The sequence below is a fragment of the Acinetobacter sp. Ag2 genome, from assembly GCF_001005515.1.
Lineage (GTDB): Bacteria > Pseudomonadota > Gammaproteobacteria > Pseudomonadales > Moraxellaceae > Acinetobacter > Acinetobacter bereziniae.
In genome coordinates this window covers 91,932-115,060 of record NZ_LBNA01000047.1, presented here as the reverse complement: position 1 = coordinate 115,060, position 23,129 = coordinate 91,932, and the positions used below count along the sequence as shown (strand labels likewise).

Sequence of the window (23,129 nt, the reverse complement as noted above, 5' to 3'; positions counted from 1 at the left end):
CTATTTTGAAAATTTACATATTTTGTTTTTATTTTATTCATTTAAAAAGCATCATTTCAATGGCAAAAGAGGAAGACACTTTTCTCTTTATTAATTTTGTTTTGTGCTTGAAAAATAAAACCTGCCAAAAGGCAGGTCTTATTTTTTTCAGTGATTTAATTTCTTAATGCTGTAACACTGAAATATCCGCAACGCTTGTAAATAAATCACGTAATTGTGCCAGTAAACGTAAGCGGTTTGCTTTTAACTCTGCGTCATCCGCCATGACCATAACACCTTCAAAGAAAGCATCAATTGGTGCGCGCAATGCTGCCAGCTTGGAAAGCGCAGTGGTGTAGTCTTTCGCATCTAAAAGCGGCTTAACAACAGGAAGGATATTTTGAATCTCGCTATAAAGTGCTTTCTCTGCATCTTCTACCAGTTTAGCTTCAATAATCTCACCTGTAGGTGCAGCCTCTTTCGCCAAGATATTTGCAACACGTTTATTTGCAGCAGCGAGAGCAGCAGCTTCTGGCAAATCACGGAAATGATTTACTGCGGTAACACGCTTATCAAAATCCAAAGGTGATTTTGGTGAAAGTGCTTGAACGGCCTGAATCACATCAACGGCAACACCTTGGTCTTCGTATTTAGCACGATAACGACCTTCAAGGAATGCCACAGCATCGGCTAAAGTCTTCGCATGATCTTTCAATACATCGCCATAAGCAGTCAAAGCTAACTTGATGAGTTCCTCAATCGAAACATCAAGATTATTTTCAGTCACTAAACGTAAGATACCAATCGCAGAACGACGTAAAGCAAATGGATCTTTCGAGCCTGTTGGCGCTTGACCAATACCAAAAATACCTGTGAGGGTATCTAAACGGTCAGCAAGCGCAAGCGTTGTACCTGTTTTGGTTTTGGGTAGAACATCGCCTGCAAATTTAGGTAGGTATTGTTCACCTAAAGCTTCAGCAACTTCATCATTCTCGCCTTCAATGCGTGCATAGTAAGTACCTGCAATCCCTTGCAGTTCAGGGAATTCACCGACTAATTCAGACGTTAAGTCACATTTAGCAAGCAGTGCGGCTTTTTCAGCATCCGCAGGATTTGCGCCTGTGATTGTAGATAATGCCACAGCCAATTTAGCAATACGTTCAGACTTATTCCAAAGTGTCCCTAACTGTGCTTGGAACACCATATTGGCTAATTTATCTTTACGTGATGCAAGTGGCTGCTTTTGATCTTGCAAGAAGAAGAATTCAGCATCTGACAAACGTGGACGTACAACTTTTTCATTCCCTTCAATAATTTGAGTTGGATCTTTAGACTCAATATTTGAAACAGTAATGAAATAAGGTTGTAGTTTATTGTCAGCGTTGACCAAACAGAAATATTTTTGGTTGTCTTGCATGGTCGTGATCAATGCTTCTTGAGGAACAGCAAGGAAACGCTCTTCAAAACTTGCACGAAGCGCAACAGGCCATTCCACCAATGCTGTCACTTCATCACGAAGATCTGCCGGTACAATCGCAGTCGCATTCACTTCATCTGCCAAAGCCTTGACTTGTTGATCAATGATCGCTTGGCGCTCAGCAAAGTCAGCAACAACATAAGCCTGACGTAGTGCATCTAAGTACGCATCTGGATTTGCCAATACAATAGCTTCAGGTGCATGAAAACGATGACCATAAGTCACATTGCCTGTTTGGTGATCTTGAATCGATGCATCAATTACAGCATTGTCTTTCAGCAATACTACCCACTTCACAGGACGGACAAATTCGGTACGGCTTGCAGCAGAACGCATGCGTTTAGCAATTGGCAGGTTATCTAATGCTGTTTGTAAAATTTGTGGAAGTAAAACGTCAAGGCTTTGACCTTTTACATCTTTTAGGTAACAAACTTTTTCAACTTTACCGGCTTGGAAAGTTGATACTTGATCTGCTGTAATGCCTTGACCACGCATAAAGCCTTCCAAAGCTTTGGTTGGTTTGCCTTGAGCATCATAAGCCGCTTGAACAGCAGGACCATCAAAACGCTTTTGGGTGTCTGCTTGAGCAGCATCCACATTGACGATCTTCAAGGCCAAACGACGTGGTGCAGCATAAGCTTCAATAGCTTCAAATGCCAAACCCGCTTCATTTAGCCCTTTTTCTGTTTCTGCTTTTAAGGCATCACGTAACGTTTTTAAGCTTTTAGGTGGTAACTCTTCACAGCCAAGTTCGAATAAAACAGTATGTTTAGACATTATTTATTCTCCTCAGCTTTTGCTTCTGCTTCAACTTGCGCCTTTAACTGTGCCAATACTTCATCACGTAAATGTGGTTCCGCCATTGGAAATCCTAATTTTGCACGGGCAGCCACATAGCTTTGCGCAATAGAGCGAGCCAAAGTACGGACACGTAAGATATAACGCTGACGTTCAGTGACTGAAATAGCACCACGGGCATCAAGCAAGTTAAAACTGTGTGATGCTTTGATGACTTGTTCATATGCAGGAAGTGGAAGCTCAGCTTCCATTAAACGTGTTGCTTCAGCTTCGTAAAAGTCGAACAGCTCAAACATTTTTTCAACGTTGGCATATTCAAAGTTATAGGTCGATTGTTCAACTTCGTTTTGATGGAAAACATCACCATACGTCACTGTACCGAACTGACCTTTGGTCCATACCAAATCGTAGACAGAATCTACGCCTTGTAGGTACATAGCCAAACGTTCAAGTCCATAGGTAATTTCACCAGTCACTGGATAACATTCAACACCACCTACTTGTTGGAAGTAGGTAAATTGAGTGACTTCCATCCCGTTTAACCACACTTCCCAACCTAAGCCCCAAGCACCCAGTGTTGGAGATTCCCAGTTGTCTTCTACAAAACGAATGTCATGGGTTAAAGTATCAATACCGATTGCTTTTAACGAGTCTAAGTAAAGCTGTTGAATATTGTCAGGGTTCGGTTTAAGTACAACTTGGAACTGATAATAGTGCTGTAAACGGTTTGGGTTTTCGCCGTAACGACCGTCTTTTGGACGACGTGATGGTTGAACATAGGCTGCGTTCCATGTTTCAGGACCAAGCGCGCGTAAGAATGTTGCAGTGTGGAATGTCCCTGCACCCATTTCCATATCGTAAGGCTGTAACACCACACAACCTTGTTCAGCCCAGTAGTTTTGTAAGGCAAGAATTAAGCCTTGGAATGTATCAATATGCGATATGGCGCGACTCATGCAGCATCCACTATAAGTATTAGAAAAAATTGGCTCTAAGTATAAGGATTTTGCGGAGGTGTGGCAAAGGTTAGTCTACAAATATTGACGCTCATCGCAGATCAGTTCAGGTACATTTTTTAAGATTTTCTTTTGAGATCAAATTTTTCATTTGATTGGCCTCTTTTCTTATTTTCATTTCTTGAATATGTGCTTCAATTTCTGTATCTGGGGAGTCTGTATCGATGCTGGGTTCTGAGGTAGAATTCTCAGAAATTAAAATGAGACCATCTCTAAAAAAAGCCCAGTCTTTTTCAATAGGCGGGGTATTCTTTACACTTGTTTTTGTTTTTAATAGACAGATTTTACCCTTCTTGATCAGTGTCAGTTCAAGTACGCTTAAAGGGTTGTTTGCAATTTCAATCTGCTGAGTTTCTAAAATTACAGGTTCATTCGATGAAAGGCAGGCGCTAAGAAAAAGACAAGAAGTTAAAGTGATTATAAGGGGTGTTTTGTTCATCATTCATAATTAAAAAGTTAAATTATATATTTGATATTAACACAAAAAAATCAAATTATTAATTTTTGGATTGTGAACTGTCTTTTGGGTGTTAGATATTAAGCATGGATCAGGGGGATACGATGAGGCTTTATTTCATGTTAAATAAATGAATTATTTTAAGATATTTACCATGACATTTTTGAACCTTCGTTTTATATTTAAGGCTAAAATTTTAATTCAGAACTTCAATCACAATAATTTTTAATAGAATTGATCAAGATGCAAAAACAATATCGAAACAAACTTTGGATAAGCCTTTTACTTATTTTAATTGCTGTCATTTCAATTCCATCCATTCATCTAATTAAGACTAAAATGAATGAACATCAAGCCATGGAACACATTCCAACAGGCTATCGAGATGATGCTAGTCATCTGAATCTAACTAAAGTACATGGTGTAGTGGACGTTGAAACCTCACCACAGGCAATTCAGAGTCAATTAAAAACACTGCTTCAGTATGCCAATGAAAGACATTTAAAAATCTCAATTGCCGGTGCAAAACACAGTATGGGAGGACATACCATCTATCCGGATGGTATTGCATTGAATATGTTGCCTTATCGCCATATGAGTCTTGATGAAAAGAATAATATTTTAACCATCGGCTCTGGTGCAACTTGGGAAGAGGCACTCCGTTATTTAGACCGTTATGGTAAATCAATTGCGGTCATGCAATCTTTTAGTAATTTTTCTATCGGCGGTTCAATAAGTGTAAATGGACATGGTTGGCAAAAAAATTCGCCTCCAATTTCGTCTAGCATTGAATCATTTACATTGATGAATGCGCAGGGGGAGATATTAGAATGTAGTCGTAGAGAAAACCCTGAACTGTTCAAATTGGTGATCGGTGGTTATGGATTATTTGGCATAATTCTCGATGTAAAATTAAAAGTGGTAGACAATGTTGCTTTGGTATTTCACTCTATTGCTGTTTCACCAAAGGATTATTTAGAACAATATCAACGGATTGTGAGTGAAGATACAAACGTGCAGTTTGCATATGGACGGTTACGTATCTCAGATAAACACTTTTTAGAACAAGCCACTTTAAATTATTTTGAAAAAATAGATAAAAAGCCTTTAGCCTTATCACAACAACAAAGTAAAAATGCCGAAACTAAACGTATTGTGTTTCGTGGTTCTGTAGATAGCGAGTATGGTAAGCGTCTCCGTTGGGATCTTGAAAGTAGTCTTAATTCAATATCGCCTTATGCAACATTCAGCCGCAATGAAATTCTAAGTGAAGATGCCTCATTGATTGAAAATAAAGATCCGAACTCAACAGATTTATTACATGAATACTTTATTCCAAAACGCTACTTGGCACAGTTTGTTCAAGATTTAAAGCCTGTTTTAAAACATAAAAAAGTCGACCTACTCAATATTACTATTCGAGAAGTCGAATATGATCCTGATGCTTTTATGAATTATGCACGAGAGGATGTTTTTGGTTTGGTTTTTTTATTCAACCAGAAGAAAACACCACAACAGGAACAGGATATGCAACAACTGACACGGCAATTGGTCGATATTGCTCTGAAAAATCATGGCACATATTATTTACCCTATCGTTTACATATTCGTCCTGACCAGATGCGACTGGCATATCCACAGACAGATGCATTTTTCAGTTTGAAGAAAAAATATGATCCTGATGAGCTTTTTAGTAATCAGTTCTATCTACATTATCGCTAACAGAGTGTGGTTGAGAGGAAAATACTTGTAAAAATCCCCAATAACAGCAACCTGAAAATATTGCAATTGCATAGAAAAACCAGTCACTGAATAACTTCCAGATGGGCGTTGGGAACGCGCCCGTAAAAACCAAATAGCCAATCATGGTAACAATCAGCCACATCAATAATGAACCCGCGAAAATACTGAAAAAATTGAGCCAATATTTATGTACAAGCCATAAAGAAAGTGCATATGCAATTGGAATGACGATCACACAGTAAATCAAATAAATCATTAAGCTGATGCCGAATACGGTCAGTAACGACTGCACATCATATTGATGATTCATGAAAAGAAAAAAAGTGATTAATAGGATTAAGCTAATACTCGGCGCTAAAAATAAAGCTTTTAAAATAGATTTATTGCTATATTGAACCATGATCAAAACAACAAAAGAGATTAAATAATGAAAGCATGCCTAAAAATGATTATTTTTTCTACTGTGATTTTTTCCACTTTGCTATATGCGGAAAATCAAAATGTACAGATAGATGTATACAATAAATGTGTTGATCAAACCATAGAAGAACTTGGATTGGGCAATATTAATAATGCTGTTGTAGAAATATGTAGTCATCAAGGCAAAGCATTCTATGAAAAAGAAATTGTTAAAGTGTTGGATCAGATTAAAAAACAAAGTCAAAAAGACAATCAACAAGAACGTTATACGGACCTGATGAAATCTCAACGCTTATGGAAAGCCTATGTTGATCAGGAGTGTCAAAACGCAGGGCGTTATATTGGTTCACCGATGTATGAATTTTGCCCTATGCAAGAATATGGCAAAAGATTAGAGCAGTTAACTGAATATACACGATAAAAAATCACTGTGTGAGAAATATAGTAGAAAAATTTATACAGCTAAGATGGATAATAAATACATCTTATAATCACAACAACGTATAATTCGCACTTCAACAGTGCAAAAGTGCAGGATCGTCGTGTTTCATACGCAACTTGAATGGTTAAATACCTTAAAACCCAATTTTAAAGTGTTACCCCTAAAAGATCGGTTACTTTGTGGCTTAGGCGCACTTTTAGGCTTGGCGATATCTTCTCTGATCTGTTGGTATGTATTAGGCGGCTTTAACGCATGGTATATCGCACCGATGGGAGCATCCTCTGTATTGCTATTCGCAGTGCCCGCAAGTCCTTTGGCGCAACCATGGAATATGGTGGTTGGAAATACCATTGCTGGTCTGATTGGTGTGACATGCGCACTCTTGATTTCCAATCCAACGGAAGCATTTAGTATAGCCGTTGCATTGTCGATCTTCTTAATGATGAGCACCGATTCATTGCATCCGCCAAGTGGAGCTGTGGCAATTACTGCGGTATTGGGCGGTGATTCGGTACACCAACTGGGCTATCATTTTATTTTCTATCCCGTGTTGATCAACTCTGTATTTTTGTTGGCTATCGCAATTATTTTTAACAGAATGCTAGGCAAACAATATCCCCAAAGTGCACAGCTCAATGTTCGATCTAAAGACCCAACACCAACACAGAAGGTCACCATCCAACCCCAAGATATTCAAGAGGTCTTAGAGTATCAAACTCAGCTTTTAGACATTAGTGAATATGATTTACAAAAAATCATTTTAGAAGCACAAGAGAAAGCCAATGCACGTTCAGTTCATGAGTTTCTTTGTCAGGATATTATGAGTAAAGATGTGATTCGTTTAGACGAGCAGGACGATATTCACCAAGCTTTGGACAAATTCAAACGGGTAAATTTAATGAGTTTACCTGTGGTCAATGCCGCACATGAATTGGTGGGTACATTGGCGCTGTATGAAATTGTGGAATGGTTTAAACGAGCGGCTGATCCACGAGCCTCATGGGAACACTTTGTAAAACAAATTATGAATCGACAGGTCGTAACTGTACAACCAACACAGCCGATTCAAGATCTTGTGCCATATTTTGTGGAACGGTCTTTTAACTACATTCCTGTGATTGAAAATCAGAAATTGGTGGGAATTATCAGTCGCGCAGATATGATCGCCGCATTGCAACAACAGTTAAATCATCAAAAATAAAGTGATGTTGAATAAAAAAGCTACAACAGTTTGGGGGAACTGTTGTAGCAGAAAAGGGAAAAGTGTTTAAAAGAATGTTAATTAATGGGTTTTCTCTTCATAAATGGTACGTACGGGACGCTGATAACCTTGATGATCATTCAAACGTAAATTCTGTTTAGGCATCAGTAACCAAAGAATTAGATAGACCAGAATACCTGGGAATGCAGCACTCATACATGAAACAATCACGAAAATGATGCGCAGCAAAGTCACATTCCAACCAAAACGTTCAGCAATACCGCCCATAACACCGGCGATCATATTATGTCGGCTTGAACGATATAAACCAGAATTGGTCATTTAAATCTCCTTAGAAAGTTATCTGTTACAGATCATGCTTTAGCACTATAAGAACAATCTCTGTACTTTTAATAATGGAGTTCTGACACAATTCTTCAAGTAAAGTGCCGATAAAAATTGTTAATACTGTGTAACAATATTTCTTAAATTATTCAAAATACTGTAAAAAAGCGGACGTAAAGCAAGTGCTGACGAGTTGAAAAAAAGTGTTTTTTATACTTTTGTAAAAAAAATACCGTGAAGATTTCGAGAAGTGGTACAACGCAATACTATATGCGCATGTAGATGAATGTTTGACATGTTTTTTACTCAGTATATTTGGGTTATTGGGATTTATGCATTTGATGGTTCATAAAACAAGCTTCCTTGGAATTTTAGGTATAGGCATCTGTAGCCTATTGAGTGCTTGTGATTCTTCAAAATCGAACAATAAGCAGCAGGGGGCTTCTGATTCACAGAATTCATCTAGTGAGATTGCTTTGCAAGAAGCAACACAAGCTGTACCTGCCAGTGATGGCAAGAAGTTGAGTGAAGTTGCGGGGCAGGCGACCTTACCTGCAATGGCAGAGATTAAAGGTTTTGCACCGCAGCGTGAAACCTTGCCATCCAAAGCTGAAGAGTTTGTTGGACGCTATCATGTGCAAATCAGCTGTGATGATCCATTTGCCAAGTGTGAACAGGGTAGTGCAGAGTTTATTATCAACTTACTCGCGGATGGAACAGCGCATCGTACATTTGTATATATGGGCAAAATAAGCAATGAAAATAGTGATGTAAAATCAAATCGAAGTTATCAAAAAAATACATGGATTTATGATGACGCGCAGCATGAAATCATTGTAAATCGAGTCGAAGGAATTCAATTTTTTTATAAAGTGGATGAGAAAAATAATTTGGTGATGGACATTGATAAAATTCTTAATGGAAGTGAAGAAAATCGTTTGTATTTTGCTCAACACCATACAGCACCAATGAAAGCGTATGTATTAAAGCGATTTGAGAATTAAAACAGATAGATCGTTTTTAAATTTGGTGGGTTGTGTGGGGTTCGAACCCACGACCAATAGATTAAGAGTCTACTGCTCTACCAACTGAGCTAACAACCCAATACTTGTCTAAAAGTGTTTAAACAAAAGTAAAAGATCAAGCAAAATTTCGAGAACGGCGAAGCATCAAAAAAGATGATGTTTTGTCTAGGTCGGAATATTTGCAGGTTTCGTTTCTAGTATAGTACTTAAACAGCACAGAAAGAAGCCCTAAAAAAGAGTGGTGGGTCGTCCGCGATTCGAACGCGGGACCAACGGATTAAAAGTCCGCTGCTCTACCAGCTGAGCTAACGACCCTGAGTCAGGATGTATAAAGTATTACTTTATCCGAATCAATGAAAATCTAGATTTTCATTCGGTATCCATGTTCAGATTGAAACATATAGATGGTGGGTCGTCCGCGATTCGAACGCGGGACCAACGGATTAAAAGTCCGCTGCTCTACCAGCTGAGCTAACGACCCTGAGTTAGGATGTAAAGTAAAACTTTACTTAAAGCGACATGAAAATCAGTAATTTTCATTCGATATCCATACAGGTCAAAACAATAAGTGGTGGGTCGTCCGCGATTCGAACGCGGGACCAACGGATTAAAAGTCCGCTGCTCTACCAGCTGAGCTAACGACCCTTTTGTTTTGATGGAGCGTATTTTAGCAAGATATTGATAGAGCGCAAGTAAAAATTAAGAAAGTTTGCAACGTTCGGTTATAAATAACACAAAATCAATTAAAAAAGCCCTGAAGACAGGGCTTTTATTTCTAGAAACGGTATTTATAAGCTTCGATATTGGCATAAACCTCTGCTGTGACATCACAATATGCTGTCGCACTTGGCAATAAAACCAGTAAACGATCAGAAGTTTTTTCAGGATTAAAAGCCTGTTCCTTCAATTTATTCTTCTGATATTTAAATGTTCCAGTCGTTTCTACAATCTGTTGAATACGTAAAAAAACTGGAACTGCATAAGCAGGTAAGTTCTTTTTAAAATCTGTAACCATCTGGCTTAAATCTTGTTCTGTCAGCTGTTCGCCTTCATGTAAGGTAATTGCTGCCATACCGGCACGACCATTGGTATTTGGAATCTCAACGCCGTAAACCACTGCTTCTGTAATCTTGGGATAGTCGCTACAGATATTTTCAACTTCTGTGGTAGATACATTTTCGCCTTTCCAACGGAAGGTATCTCCCAGACGATCAACAAATTGAGCATGACGGAAACCGATATCACGAACCAAATCACCTGTAATGAAATAAGCATCGCCCTTTTTAAAGACATCTTTCATGATCACAGATTTGTTTTTTTCGGGGTCTGTATAGCCATCAAAAGGAGAACGTTTGGTAATTTTACCAATCAGTAAGCCCACTTCACCTTTTTTGACTTTTTGACAGTAGCCATCTGCATCACGTACTGCTTCGTTACTTTCTTTATCAAACTGTACAATGGCATAAGGAGTAGGTGAAAACCCAACAGTATTATCAAAATTGAAGATATTGCTGAACCCCACATTGCCTTCACTTGAAGCGTACAGTTCAAGAATTTCTTCTACGCCAAAACGCTGTTTAAACTTCTTCCAGATATTTGGACGCATGCCATTACCGATCATTTTGGTAACGCGGTGTGAATGATCAAGTTCGGATGGGGCTGCATCCATAAGATAGCGACAAAGTTCTCCTACGTACCCAATTGCAGATGCGTTAAATTTTTTCACATCTGACCAAAATGCAGAGGTTGAAAATTTACGTCGAATTGCCAAAGCCGAACCACCTGCAATGACGCCACACCAACATACCACCATGCCTGTTGCATGGTAGAGCGGTAAAGTACAGTACATTACGTCATCTTCATCTAAATTTAGGATGTGACCATAGGTTCCATAAGCAAGTGTCCAACGACTGTTGGTGAATATAACCGCTTTAGGTAATCCCGTTGTTCCAGAGGTATAGATATAAAATAATCCATCTTTACCTTTAACATTGTGGGTTGTTGCAGGATTAAATTTAGGGAATGCATCAATTTGCTGTGCAAGATTGATATAGCCTTGTGGTGCACTACCTGGTTCTTTTAAGGTGTCTTGATCTGCAAACCAGTGTAGGCGATCTGAAGCGATGTTTAAATCTTGACGAACTTCATCCACAGCGGCACGACATTCTTCTCCCACAACAATTGCCACAGGATTAACGAGGTTGACACTGTGTGTGAGTACTTTGCCTGTTTGTGAAGTGTTCACAAGTGCAGAGGTTACGCCAATTTTTGCTAAAGCGATCACTGTTGCAATCAACTCTGGACGATTCTCGATCATCACAGTGATCACATCGCCTTTTTTTATACCAAGAGAAAGATAGAAATGTGCAATTTGATTTGCCCAAGCATTCAGTTCTTTATAACTGTAGCGTTGGTTTTCAAATAATAACGCATCTCCATATGGATTACGTTTGACCGCACGCTCAAAAGCTAGACCTAGCCCAGCAGGTGTGTTGGGCGTTCTGATATAAGCTTGTTTAAGTCCAGTCAGGATATTTGGAAGCTTATTGATGAGCTGTGGTAAGCGCTCGGCTACATCAGCAAATCCGATGAGATCGGTCTGTGTTGTTTGACTCATATCAATCCTATTTTTTTTTCGTAATCCGATACAATTTCTTAGTGTGTCATTGATCTGCATAAGGTACACATCAACTTTCATGTCATGTCTGCATTTGAGTAAACATGTATACATGATCTGTAGATATTATTCTTAGTTCCAGATTCGAGAATCAAATTGGAAATAAAAACCACCTTATCGTTTAGACATTTGTCTTTTTAATCGTTTAAGACTAGTGCAATCAACCTAATCTGACAAATGTCTTTAAAATCTATTCAAAATAGCAAAAAAACCTAGCCATCGAAATGACTAGGTTTCCTTTAATCGCTATATTTTAAGCAAACTTGCTGAATTACTCCGCAGCAGGTGGTGTCGCTTTTTTCGGTGGACGTCCACGAGGGCGACGAGGGCGAGCAGGCTTTTCTTCTGTTGCCGCAACATCTGTCTTAGATGTTTCTGCCTCATCAGAAGTTGCTGTTGTATCTAAAGCCAAAGCTTGCTGTGCTTTTTGTGCTTTCTCTGTCGCAGCTGTTGCGCTTTTAGATGGTTTTGCTGCTACTGTTTCAGTTGCTGTAGCTGTTTTAGCTGCAACAGGCGCTACTGGGGTTTCTACAGTATTTTCTGTTGGTGCTTTTTCTTCAACAGCTTTCGGTGCAGAAACATCTACAGTTGCTGTGTCTTCTGCTTTAGCTTCAGCTGGCGTTACAGGTTGTGCTTGTTCTTGATTTTGCTCAAGTTCAGCCTGATGCTCTTGCTTTGCTTGTACCGCAGCCTGTTTTGCTAAACGACGACGTTCGCGAGGGTCATTGGCTACACGACGGTCATTTTCAGGTTTTGGTGGAGTTAAGTCTAACACTTCAGCAGGTTGTGCTTCTGGTGCTGCTTTTGTAACAGCAACATCACGTGTCACAGGTTGCTTCGCAGGTTCAGCAGTTTCTTGAACCATTAAGGTTGCAGAATACTCTTCTGTGAACTTAAGCAATGCACGATTGAATGTTGGAATTAGACCAAATTGTTCAATCAATACCGCACAATCATCACCATAGACATGGCGAATCAAAGAACCAACTGAGTACTGGTTTAATGTCGGTACTTGTGAAGGTCTGATCTTTGGTGTTGCTGCTTTTGCTTGTGCTGCTTCACGCTGTTGACGACGTTTTTGACGAGGATCATTGCTCGCACGTTGAACAGGTTGCTGTACTTCAGCTTTTTCAATACTGAGTTCTGGTTCAGCCTGTGCATGCTGATTTTCTTCAACAGGCTTAGCCACAGGTTGAGTTTCAGCAGGGCGAGGTGCTTTTGCGACAGTTTCGCCTTTTTCATGACGATCATGTTTCTTCGCTTTTGCAGGTGCTGTGGCTTGTTGTGGTGTCAATGCAACAATTTCACTTTGCGCCTGATCAAGATTGACCACCAATGCAGTTGTCATTGACGCATGTTGTGGTGCATCAATAATTTCAACTTTTGGTTGTTTCTCTTGAGTTTGAGCTAACTCTACAGGCGCGTTGTGAGGCGCTGATTGTTGCTCATCATTAAATACGCTGCTGTCGCGATGGCGATTTGGGCGATTTGGGCGTTGTTGATGATTGCGATCACGACGTGGAACAGCTTGCTCATTGTTGCTATCAGCCTGTTGATCGTGTTGTGAACGCTGTTGCTTTTGTTGGCGACGTTGATCACGTTGCTCTTGACGCTGTTCTTGGCGTTGCTCTTGACGAGTCACTTGAACAACTTCTTCGATCACTTGATGCTGATCATTCGCTTGTTCACGAGACTCTTTATGCTTATTGCGATTTTTGTTTTTATTGTTGCGTTGAGATTTTTCTTCTTTCTCAACATGCTTTTCATATTCACGCGGTTCTGACTTTTGAACAGGTGTATGTGAAAGATAAGCATTTGTTTCAGGAACAATCTGAGCTTCAATCGCTGTTGAAGCATGCTGATTGATTTGACCAAACTGACCACGGCTGACAGCTCCACCATTAATCATTTGCTCAATTGCTGCTGCTGCATTATTTGCAGTGCGTGATTGATCAATGGTTGCAGCTTGTTTTTGTACAAACAAGTTTTCTAACCAAGCGCATGGGCTTGATGATGTTTGAGCAATTTGTGCTGGTACTGCTTTTTGAGCTTGAGCAGGTTGTTGCTTTCTATTTTGCTTATTGTTTTGAGCTTGAACAGGTGCTGTATTTTGCTGAGTCTGTTCTTCTTCCAAATGCCATTCAGAAGATTGGTAACCCAATTCTTTTTCACTTGAACGTGTTGCTTCTGTACGCTCATAGCTTGTCGGCGCAAAGCCTTCTGGGTTATACGAAATTTCGTAATGCGGTGTTTCTAAATGCGGGTGAGGGAGTACAGTCACGCGTACATTTGAGGTTTGCTCTAAGTAAACTAGGCTGTGACGTTTCTCATTTAATAAGAATGCCGCAATTTCAACAGGCACTTCAACTTGAACTTCACCATGACGTTCACGAAGCGCGATTTCTTCAACCTTACGCATGATTGAAAGAGACAGTGAGCGTAAGTCACGTACCATACCTGTACCGTGACAGCGTGGGCAGACATAACCTGTTGCTTCTTCCAATGAAGGACGTAAACGTTGACGGCTCATTTCCATCAAACCAAAACGTGACAATTGACCGAACTGGATACGTGCACGATCACTTTGTGTTGCTTCACGAAGTTTGGCTTCAACCATACGTTGGTTACGTTCTTTGGTCATATCAATAAAGTCGATTACAACCAAACCACCGATATCACGTAAACGTAATTGGCGCGCAATTTCTTCCGCAGCTTCTAAGTTGGTGCTTAACGCAGTTTCTTCTACGTCGTGACCACGTGTTGATTTTGCTGAGTTGATATCAATTGAAACCAATGCTTCAGTTTGGTCAATGACAATCGAACCACCTGAAGGAAGTTTGACTTCACGTTCATAAGCCGTTTGAATTTGGCTTTCAATACCAAAGTGAGCAAACAATGGTTCATTCAAGGTATAGGTTTTGAGTTTATCCAATTGATTTGGCATCACTGCTTTAACAAAGTTATAGGCTTCGTTATATGCTTGCTCTGAATCAATTAAAATTTCTGCTACGTCATCACGTAAGTAATCACGAATTGCACGTGTTACCACACCTGCTTCTTGGTGAACCAACATTGGTGATGGACCAGAGTTCGCTGAGTTTTGAATTTGCGCCCAAAGGTCCAATAAATGTTGTAAGTCGAGTTGTAGTTCTTCTTGTGAGCGACCAATCCCCGCAGTACGTACAATGACACTCATACCACGTGGAGTGTTCAATGATGCCAACATTTCTTTCAATTCTTCACGAACTGATCCAGAAATTTGACGACTGATACCGCCACCTTTTGGATTATTTGGCATAAGCACCAAATAGCGACCAGCAAGTGAAATATACGTCGAAAGCGCAGCACCTTTATTGCCACGTTCTTCTTTTTCAACTTGAACTAAAAGTTCAGTACCTTCTGTGATCAACTCACGAATATTTGAAGTTTGACGAGGGTCTGCTTTGTAGTATGTATTGGCTATTTCGCGCATCGACAAGAAACCTTGACGACCTGCACCATATTCTACAAATACAGCTTCTAAAGAGGGTTCTACGCGAGTGACATGCCCTTTATAAATATTGGCTTTCTTTTGCTCACGGGTACGATTTTCTAAGTCGAAATCATAAAGACGGTGACCAGTGATGAGTGCAACGCGAACTTCTTCTGCATGTGTTGCATTAATCAACATACGTTTCATGGGTGTAACACCTAATAGTGATTCACACCAACAACTCGCTATCTGTTTAAGTGAAGCGAACATCTGAATATTGGATCAAAACTCAAACCATCAGTACATCTATATGATTTCAGTAATGAACCCACTTGTTTTGAGCAAGCTTGGGCTTTTGATACCTGTATTGATGCTGCAATACTTCTTTAATCTTTGCACAATTAAAGTTTTGAGGCTTTCACTGGTACTCAAAGTGGTGCATTGGATGACTGATTTGTTCGTCTTTCACTATCACATTGCTCGAAGAGTCTCTCAACTTTGGTGAGAGCGTCTTGATACGGAATGATCATCGTATCTTTACAAATTGTGCAGTTCCAATGCCTCAAACACTTATGTCCTGAAAAACACTCTAAAGCGACTTGTCTGATGTGTATCAGTTTATGTTTAAAAACCAACGTCTGGGTTGGCGACATATATTTTTAAACAAACCGATTTCTGTACTTTAAGTACAATTAAACGCAACAGTTTGTCTTTTTGCCGATATAATAAAGCCTTCGGCGTCGGCATATTCTTTTGGGACCTTTCCGCATCTGTCGTGAGGTTTACCTTTTATATTCCATTTTCAATGGGTGAAAGGAACATAATAAACTTCACTTACGGTGGTATCCGTGCGCTGACTATAGCAAACCTTGAATCATCTGCCTATGGGCTATACACTTATTTTGTATGAAAAGTATAGTCTAAATGATCAGTTTTTAATCAAATTTTAGTTTTTTATTGGATCACGTAACTGTATGAATTCTACGCAACAATGGCAAAGTGTCACTTGGTTTGAAGTGGACGAGCATCAAGAAGGTCAACGCATAGATAATTTCTTGTTTACGCGTCTTAAAGGTGTGCCAAAAAGTCGGATCTATCGCTTAATTCGTGAAGGGCAAGTACGCGTCAATAAAAAGCGTATTAAGGCTGAAACTAAATTGGCAATTGGTGATCAAATCCGTGTTGCTCCCATTCGATTTGAACAGAAAGATGAAACGGATGCTCCTGTGTCTGATAAAGTCGCACAGAGTTTACTCAGCCGTGTAATTTATGAAGATGAAGGATTGATGGTGGTCAATAAACCTTCTGGAATTGCTGTACATGGGGGGAGTGGCGTAGCGTATGGTTTGATTGAAGGCTTGCGTGCAGCAACAGGCAAAAAATATTTAGAGCTGATTCACCGTATCGACCGTGATACTTCTGGTTTGGTCATGGTCAGTAAAAAACGCAGTACATTAAAAACACTACAAGACTTGCTGCGGGAGCATAAGATTCAAAAAACTTATGCCGCAATCGTGAAAGGGCAGGTCAGTCTGGATCGTCAACTTATTGACCAACCATTATTGCGTTATGAGTTATCTAATGGCGAACGTCGTGTACGTGTGTCAAAAGATGGTAAAGAATCTAAGACGCAGTGGAATGTTGCTGAACGTTTTATGCATGCCACTTTGGTCTATGCGTCACCTCTTTCAGGGCGTACCCATCAAATTCGTGTGCATGGATTAAGTATTGGTCATCCTCTGGTTGGGGATGAAAAATATGGTCATGAGACAGAATATCGCGGACCAAATCCACGTCGCTTATGTTTGCATGCGATGCGCTTGGAAATTCCGGGTTATCCTGTGATTGACGCGCCTTTACCCGAAGATATGCAGAGTTTGGTTGCACAGCTAAGAGCACAAAAGAAAGATTAATTGGATCAAACGATCCTATTCTTTTGCTTTATAACATGTGGAAATTTGATGATGAAATTTCCACATGTTTAAAATAAGTGATGCCTTTAACCTGTCAAGGATGAAAATAAATCAATATCACCTCTCTTGGTCTGTGATACGGTAACCTTTATCGGGAATGTAAAGACCCAATCAACGGAACACATATTGGAAGTAATTCATGCAAAAGCCTGTAGAACTGATTGTCTTTGACTGGGATGGAACATTATTTGATTCAGTTGGGCAAATTGTTGAAAGTTTATTATTTGCTGCAAAAGTCTATGATCAACCCTTAACGCCTGAAGCAGCTAAAAGCATTATTGGTTTAGGGTTGCCTGAAGTGGCACAAGTGCTATTTCCTCAAGTTCCTGCATTGCATGCAGATATTTTGAAGTGTTATGGCGATCATTATGTTGAACACTCTAAAGATGATCAGTGGTTCGCTGGCGTCTCTGAGATGTTGTACGATTTAAAAAATCAGAATATTAAATTGGCTGTTGCAACAGGGAAAAGCCGTCGTGGTCTAGATCGAGTTTTAGCTCAAACACAAAGTCTTGAATTATTTGAAGTCACGCGCGCAGCCAATGAGACTAAATCTAAGCCAGATCCTTTGATGTTGACTGAAATTTTAAATTACACGGGGATGGATGCTACACAGGCGATTATGGTGGGGGATACCTCATATGATCTGGAAATGGCGCAAAAAATTGCAATGCCGCGTGTGGGTGTGAGTTATGGTGTGCATAGTGTTGAGGTACTGAAAACATTTAATCCCTTGATGATTGCCAATAATGTGACTGTTTTACATCAATTTTTAAAGACGCAAATCAATACTTCTGAAGTCGCTTAAATGTCTCTTTACGTTGTTTGTATATGGCAAACAACGTTCTTTACTCAAAAGCAAAAAACATTACAAGAAAATTTTTTATGAGCCGCTCAATACGATTACTCACTTTACTCCAACATTTACGGGAACAACGTTATCCGATTACTGCACGCCATTTAGCCGAGCATTTAGAAATCAGTGTTAGGAGCGTTTATCGGGATATTGAAAGTTTACGAGATCAAGGTGTTCATATCGAAGGCAGTGCAGGTTTAGGTTTTCAGCTCAAAGAAAACTTTTTGCTTCCCCCGATGAGTCTGGATGAAACAGAAGTTGAAGCAGTGTTTTTGGCACTGCATTGGTTAAAATCTGTGCCAGATCCCGCATTGAAAAGTGCCTCACATTCCGTCTTAACGAAGCTCAATGCAGTGCTTCCAAAAAATAAACAGGAATTAATTAATGAAACCATGCTTCGTTCTATCAATCACTGGTTGGCTGTTGATGAAAAAACTGTAGAACAGGTGCGTTTGGCAATCCGCTATCAAGTCAAAATTGAAGTCGATTATTTAGATGAAAAACAGAATATTTCTACACGAGTACTTTGGCCATTTGTGTTGGGCTATTTTAATGACAAAATGCTTTTGGCTGCGTGGTGTGAATTGCGCGAAGACTTTCGAAATTTTCGTTTAGATCGCATTCAAAAAATGCATGTGTCAGAAACAGTCTATCCTGAATTTAAACGTCATCTTTTTCAGGCATGGTGGCAAAAAGAGCAAGAAAGGAAATCAAACACAAACGCTCCTGACAAAAACTGACACAGCCCATGACTATAGTTAAAGGACCACAATAAAGGAATGGAAAAAATGGGCTTAAAACTATATACCAACGCACAATCTAGAGGTCTTGTGATTGAATGGCTACTAATTGAACTTGGTGCTGAATTTGAAAAAATTGAGTTGGCGTATCATACTGAAATGAAATCAGAATCTTATCTAAAAATTAATCCATTTGGGAAAGTGCCAACTTTGGTTGATGGCGATATTGTGATTTATGAAATGGCGGCAATTTGTGCTTATTTGGCAGATAAATTTTTTGATCAAGGTCTTGCACCTGCATTAGATGATCCAAAACGTGGCTTATATTACCGTTGGTTACTCTTTGCTGCTGGTCCGTGGGATGCAGCCAATTCAGATCGCGCATTAAAAGTTGAAATTTCTGATGACCAAAAAATGTATATCGGGTATGGGAATTTTCAGGATACTTATACGGCTTTAATTCAAGGCTTGGAACAAGCTCAACCCTATCTTTGTGGTGAGCAATTTACCGCAGCGGATGTTTTTGTGGGCTCGATGCTATTTTGGCAATTAAAGATGGCACAGATTGAAAGTCATCCAGCAATTGAAAAATATCTTGATGCAGTCAAAAGTCGCAAAAACTTAAAAAATCCTCAAACACTTTTTGCAGAGTAACTTTCAAGACCATGCAAAATCAGGAATTAGACTGGTTTTGCATCATTGTCTCGGAAAGTTGAGGTGTCGCCGACAAATGAGAAATTATATTTTACGGTATGAGTTTTCAACAGTTTTACGATGACATTGATTCGAATTCATGTCGCTATTCAGTATTTAGATAAAACCTGCGGCAACGTTAATACAGATCGCCAAAATTGTAGTGTTAAAGCCATAGGCCAAAAGGATATGTAAAATATTTAAGACACGCATTGAGCGAGAAGTAATGGATACATCAGCGGTTTGTGCAGAAGTACCGATCACATAACTAAAATATAGAAATTCAGGATAGGTTGGTTCAGGTGTTTTGGGAAAATCCAATCCGCCATCTTGATGCTTTGCCACAGCCAAATAAAAATCATGTGCATAATGAATGGCAAACACAGTATGCATAAATAACCATGCGAAAATAATGGTCAATATCGCCAAGCTCAAATGCCCAAATTTAAACATTGTATTGCTGGGCATATGTGAGAGTTCAACCACAATTGCAATGAAGCACATCACTAAAGCAAAGATGACCAAAAGTAAAATAATCCACTTACTGGCATCCTGTTGTTGGGCTCGCTTGAGAATGTGGGTTTGATGGGTTGCCCATAAAGTCTTCATGGTCAGTACTAGATAGATCATGATTGCGATATTCCAACCGAATAACAATTTGGTTGACCATGCCCAATCTGTACTTAGCCCCAATACAGCATAAACCACAAAAGTGATAAGAAAAGTAATAAAAAAATAGGGACGAGATTGAATCCCTGTACGAATATGATGAAATGTCGATATCGCCACAATCATTCAGCCTTTACTATCATTGTTATGATTATTCAGAAATATCTTAACTGAAATAGCATCAGATGATGAGACTTATGTTGTCGTTCTTGATTAAAGAAAGTGAAAAGCTTCGGTAATCCCCCATTCTAATACTTTAGAGGATATTTTTCTCTAAAATGAGAAATATATGAGATTGAAAGTAACTTATTCAAGTGTATTTGTTGCTTTCAATGATGAATAAGTTTTCGCTGTTTGTAAGCAAGAGAATGTCTTAAGCACTCTGTGCGATGAATCATGTAAATACAGCATGATTTTATCCCATAGCAACATTTAATTGTCTATACGGTTGATATCAAGATGGAACGTTTTGGTCAGTAAAGCCATAAATTTTTGTACTGCAACAGCGTGGGTAAGTTTCTTATAGCTGACATATAAGTCTAAATAAGGAAGTTCAACATCTAATGGACGAATGACGGTATTACTCATTGCCAATGGAGCGATATAGCCAGGCACAATACTACAACCGAGCCCCATACCCACAGAATTGATATGAGATAAAATATTGTCTACTTTTTGCACAACATTAAATTCAATATGATGCTGCTTCGCAAAGTCTAAAATAGAATTGTGTAATGTACCTGATGGCTCTTCCGCAGGAATCACAAAATCAACGCCATTGAGTGCTTTTACTGGAATACGCTCGTATTGTGCCAGTGGATGGTCTTTAGGCAAAATAAAAATGAGTGGTTCACGCAATACAAATTTACTTTCGATTGTATCATTATGAAAATTATGCCGAGTAAAGCTGATATCCAAATCACCTTTTTTGATGGCACGTATTTGTTCGTGATTGTCTAAGCTGAGTAGCTCAATCTTTAAATCAGGGTTTTGAACTCTGAGATTGGGCAACACATAAGGGAAGACTTTCATTTCAGCAACAGGTACAAAACCTATGCGTAGTAATTGTTGTTTTGCCTTAGAAACTTGTCGAGCCATGGCAACAGCCTTATCTGCTTGTGCCAAGGTGAGACGTGCTTGCTCAAGAAAAACAGCACCTTCTTCTGTCAGTTCGACTTTCCGTTTGGTTCGATGCAATAGTTTGACACCGACATCTTCTTCAAGATCTTTGATTTGTTGGCTGAGTGAGGGCTGTGCAGTATAAAGCCTCAATGCTGCTTTACTGAAGTTCAGCTCTTCAGCCACAGTAATGAAGTATCTTAGGTGTCGTAATTCCATATAACTCGTCCAAAGAATAATCCAAAAAAAGTCTTATTAAGATTTTGCAAGAGTATAATCGATAAACAATGATCAGGTGAAGATGGTTATAGTATTTAGAAAATAAATGGATTATTAAAACCCATAGATATTTCAATATAGAAAATCCTCTTTTAAATAATTCTTAAAATATATTAATGAACAGCAATTCAATATTTAATCATTATTCTTTTAACTACAACTTTTTGAGCTTATTACCGTATGAGATGATCTAGATTTATCTCATACGGTATACAGGCTTTATCGTCTTGATTACTTTTTCAGTTTCAAATGCAAAATTGGAAAGGGATTACCTTCCGCATCAAGTTCAGAGCGCGCCATTTGTTGAAAATTATGTTTAAGATAAAACTCTAAAGCGCGAGTATTTTGTTCATTGACATCCACTTCATCCGCACCTAATTCAAAAGCTTTTTGAATCAACAGTGAGCCAATACCTTGATCAAAAAAAATAGGGTTTACAAATAGCATTTCAATTTTTTTATAAGCTAGCCCCATAAAACCTGCAATTTGCTGTTCGCGTTCCACATGAAACAATTTTACATGGTCAAAGTAATGGTGCTGAATGATTAATTCTTTAATTTGCAGAATATGTTGTTCATTTAAAAAATCATGTGTTGCACGTACAGATGCCTCCCAAATTTCTAATAATTGTGGGTGGTGCTTTGAATGAGTCATTAGAATAGGGGTTAAATCAGATTGCATAAAAAGATTCACTCAATTGTGAAAAGCAACAAAAAATAAAAATAAATCACAAGTTGTTTGGTTAATATGAGGCAGGATAGGTATAAAAATCAAATTGATGTATTTGATGATAAAAAGCAGGACAATAAATGTCAGATTCCAACAAAATTGTTGTATATGCAGCACTTTTGGGCAATTTAGCAATTGCTTTGGTAAAGTTCATCGCCGCTTATATCACCAATAGTTCGGCTATGTTGAGTGAGGCTGTTCATTCTGTAGTCGATACACTCAATGAAATTTTATTATTGTATGGCTTAAAGAAATCTCAGCAACCTGCAAATTATCAACATCCTTTTGGCTATGGTCGAGAGTTATATTTTTGGGCATTTATTGTTGCATTGTTGGTTTTTGCATTGGGTGCAATGGTTTCAATTTATCAGGGTATTCAACATATTCGTCATCCAGAAGTTATAGAATCACCTTTGGTGAATTATGTTGTACTTGGATTTGCAATGCTGTGTGAAGGAACTTCGTGGTTTATTGCCTTAAAAAGCTTTAAGAAAATGAAAGGGAAAATGGGCTATTTTGAAAGTTTCCGCCGCAGTAAAGATCCTACGACATTTACAGTGCTTTTTGAGGATTCTGCAGCATTGATCGGCTTGATCATTGCCTTTGTTGGTATATTCTGCGCACAACAGTTTGATTTACCTATACTGGATGGTATTGCTTCAATATTGATCGGTGTGGTTCTTGCAATCTCTGCTTTACTTTTAGCCAGAGAGACGAAAGGACTACTGATGGGTGAAACTGCTGATCCAAAACTGCGTCATAATGTATTAGAAGTTGCTCAGGAAGATCCTGCCGTATATTCAGCAAATGGTGTATTGACTGAACAAATGGGTGCTCATCAGGTGATTGCATCATTAAGCTTAGAGTTTAAAGATGGTTTAACTTCTGATGAGATTGAAGCATGTGTCAACCGAATTGAAGTAAAGATTAAAAGTATTCATCCCGAAATCGTGGCATTATTTGTCAAGCCACAAACACAGCAAGTTTGGCTTGAAAGAATGAAAGGGCGTTTAGAGTAA

At 39.0% G+C, this 23,129-nt stretch carries 19 protein-coding genes and 4 tRNA genes; 9 read left to right on the top strand and 14 right to left on the bottom strand.

Annotated features, from left to right (window positions below; all coding sequences use genetic code 11):
- Positions 1-163 precede the first annotated feature (163 nt).
- The 3 genes from glyS to AAV97_RS09740 form a co-directional block, all read right to left on the bottom strand.
- Complete coding sequence (gene glyS / locus AAV97_RS09750; protein WP_046760434.1) at positions 164-2,233, bottom strand: glycine--tRNA ligase subunit beta; 2,070 nt, start codon at positions 2,231-2,233, stop codon at positions 164-166.
- Positions 2,233-3,210, bottom strand: a complete 978-nt coding sequence (glyQ, locus tag AAV97_RS09745) for a glycine--tRNA ligase subunit alpha (protein ID WP_004826512.1) — start codon at positions 3,208-3,210, stop codon at positions 2,233-2,235. Before glyQ ends, glyS begins: the two co-directional genes overlap by 1 nt.
- A gap of 106 nt (positions 3,211-3,316) precedes the next feature.
- Entirely contained in the window at positions 3,317-3,709 is a 393-nt protein-coding gene (locus AAV97_RS09740) for a hypothetical protein (RefSeq protein ID WP_046760433.1), read from the bottom strand.
- 261 nt (positions 3,710-3,970) lie between these two features.
- Here AAV97_RS09740 and AAV97_RS09735 point away from each other — a divergent pair, with 261 nt between their 5' ends.
- Entirely contained in the window at positions 3,971-5,449 is a 1,479-nt protein-coding gene (locus tag AAV97_RS09735; RefSeq protein ID WP_046760432.1) for an FAD-binding oxidoreductase, read from the top strand.
- Here the strand turns inward: AAV97_RS09735 and AAV97_RS09730 are convergent.
- Complete coding sequence (locus AAV97_RS09730; protein ID WP_228136532.1) at positions 5,418-5,780, bottom strand: hypothetical protein; 363 nt, start codon at positions 5,778-5,780, stop codon at positions 5,418-5,420. The two genes, AAV97_RS09735 and AAV97_RS09730, sit on opposite strands and share 32 nt — an antisense overlap.
- A 114-nt stretch (positions 5,781-5,894) precedes the next feature.
- On the opposite strand from AAV97_RS09730, the gene AAV97_RS09725 reads away from it, so the two are divergent.
- Positions 5,895-6,311, top strand: coding sequence for a lysozyme inhibitor LprI family protein (locus tag AAV97_RS09725; RefSeq protein WP_373467634.1), 417 nt, complete (start codon positions 5,895-5,897; stop codon positions 6,309-6,311).
- A gap of 121 nt (positions 6,312-6,432) precedes the next feature.
- Positions 6,433-7,533 carry an HPP family protein gene (locus AAV97_RS09720; protein WP_042088491.1) on the top strand — a complete coding sequence of 367 codons (1,101 nt, stop codon included), beginning with the start codon at positions 6,433-6,435 and terminating at the stop codon, positions 7,531-7,533.
- Positions 7,534-7,614: 81 nt separating this feature from the next.
- Here AAV97_RS09720 and AAV97_RS09715 read toward each other — a convergent pair whose 3' ends face one another.
- The gene (locus tag AAV97_RS09715; protein ID WP_005035529.1) at positions 7,615-7,875 is read right to left on the bottom strand and encodes a PspC domain-containing protein; all 261 of its coding nucleotides are present in this window, start codon (positions 7,873-7,875) and stop codon (positions 7,615-7,617) included.
- A gap of 344 nt (positions 7,876-8,219) precedes the next feature.
- Between AAV97_RS09715 and AAV97_RS09710 the strand changes: the two genes are divergently transcribed.
- A complete protein-coding gene (locus AAV97_RS09710; protein ID WP_046760445.1) occupies positions 8,220-8,882 on the top strand; it encodes a hypothetical protein in 663 nt (220 codons plus the stop codon).
- 23 nt (positions 8,883-8,905) lie between these two features.
- On the opposite strand, the gene AAV97_RS09705 is transcribed toward AAV97_RS09710, so the two are convergent.
- From AAV97_RS09705 to AAV97_RS09680, 6 genes are all read right to left on the bottom strand, one after another.
- Positions 8,906-8,981, bottom strand: a tRNA-Lys gene (locus AAV97_RS09705).
- 161 nt (positions 8,982-9,142) lie between these two features.
- Positions 9,143-9,218, bottom strand: a tRNA-Lys gene (locus tag AAV97_RS09700).
- Between the two features lie 90 nt (positions 9,219-9,308).
- Positions 9,309-9,384, bottom strand: a tRNA-Lys gene (locus tag AAV97_RS09695).
- 88 nt (positions 9,385-9,472) lie between these two features.
- A tRNA-Lys gene (locus tag AAV97_RS09690) sits at positions 9,473-9,548 on the bottom strand.
- Positions 9,549-9,678: 130 nt separating this feature from the next.
- Positions 9,679-11,520: a long-chain-acyl-CoA synthetase gene (locus AAV97_RS09685; protein ID WP_046760429.1), complete on the bottom strand. Its 1,842-nt coding sequence runs from the start codon at positions 11,518-11,520 to the stop codon at positions 9,679-9,681.
- A gap of 331 nt (positions 11,521-11,851) precedes the next feature.
- Positions 11,852-15,259 carry an Rne/Rng family ribonuclease gene (locus AAV97_RS09680; protein WP_046760428.1) on the bottom strand — a complete coding sequence of 1,136 codons (3,408 nt, stop codon included), beginning with the start codon at positions 15,257-15,259 and terminating at the stop codon, positions 11,852-11,854.
- Positions 15,260-16,026: 767 nt separating this feature from the next.
- Between AAV97_RS09680 and AAV97_RS09675 the strand changes: the two genes are divergently transcribed.
- The 4 genes from AAV97_RS09675 (at position 16,027) to AAV97_RS09660 (ending at position 19,275) form a co-directional block, all read left to right on the top strand.
- Positions 16,027-16,965: an RluA family pseudouridine synthase gene (locus AAV97_RS09675; RefSeq protein WP_046760427.1), complete on the top strand. Its 939-nt coding sequence runs from the start codon at positions 16,027-16,029 to the stop codon at positions 16,963-16,965.
- A 199-nt stretch (positions 16,966-17,164) separates the two neighbouring features.
- Positions 17,165-17,833, top strand: coding sequence for an HAD-IA family hydrolase (locus AAV97_RS09670; protein WP_042088484.1), 669 nt, complete (start codon positions 17,165-17,167; stop codon positions 17,831-17,833).
- 77 nt (positions 17,834-17,910) lie between these two features.
- Complete coding sequence (locus AAV97_RS09665; RefSeq protein WP_009586092.1) at positions 17,911-18,621, top strand: helix-turn-helix transcriptional regulator; 711 nt, start codon at positions 17,911-17,913, stop codon at positions 18,619-18,621.
- A 48-nt stretch (positions 18,622-18,669) separates the two neighbouring features.
- Positions 18,670-19,275 (top strand): glutathione S-transferase family protein, encoded by a 606-nt coding sequence (locus tag AAV97_RS09660; RefSeq protein ID WP_042088481.1) that lies wholly within the window; start codon positions 18,670-18,672, stop codon positions 19,273-19,275.
- Positions 19,276-19,431: 156 nt separating this feature from the next.
- Here AAV97_RS09660 and AAV97_RS09655 read toward each other — a convergent pair whose 3' ends face one another.
- The 3 genes from AAV97_RS09655 to AAV97_RS09645 form a co-directional block, all read right to left on the bottom strand.
- The gene (locus tag AAV97_RS09655; RefSeq protein ID WP_009586086.1) at positions 19,432-20,109 is read right to left on the bottom strand and encodes a DUF1345 domain-containing protein; all 678 of its coding nucleotides are present in this window, start codon (positions 20,107-20,109) and stop codon (positions 19,432-19,434) included.
- A gap of 306 nt (positions 20,110-20,415) precedes the next feature.
- On the bottom strand, positions 20,416-21,321 hold the full coding sequence (hcaR, locus tag AAV97_RS09650; protein ID WP_009586123.1) for a DNA-binding transcriptional regulator HcaR: 906 nt from the start codon (positions 21,319-21,321) through the stop codon (positions 20,416-20,418).
- A gap of 291 nt (positions 21,322-21,612) precedes the next feature.
- Entirely contained in the window at positions 21,613-22,062 is a 450-nt protein-coding gene (locus tag AAV97_RS09645; protein ID WP_005035550.1) for a GNAT family N-acetyltransferase, read from the bottom strand.
- 128 nt (positions 22,063-22,190) lie between these two features.
- On the opposite strand from AAV97_RS09645, the gene AAV97_RS09640 reads away from it, so the two are divergent.
- Positions 22,191-23,129, top strand: coding sequence for a cation diffusion facilitator family transporter (locus AAV97_RS09640; RefSeq protein WP_004826547.1), 939 nt, complete (start codon positions 22,191-22,193; stop codon positions 23,127-23,129).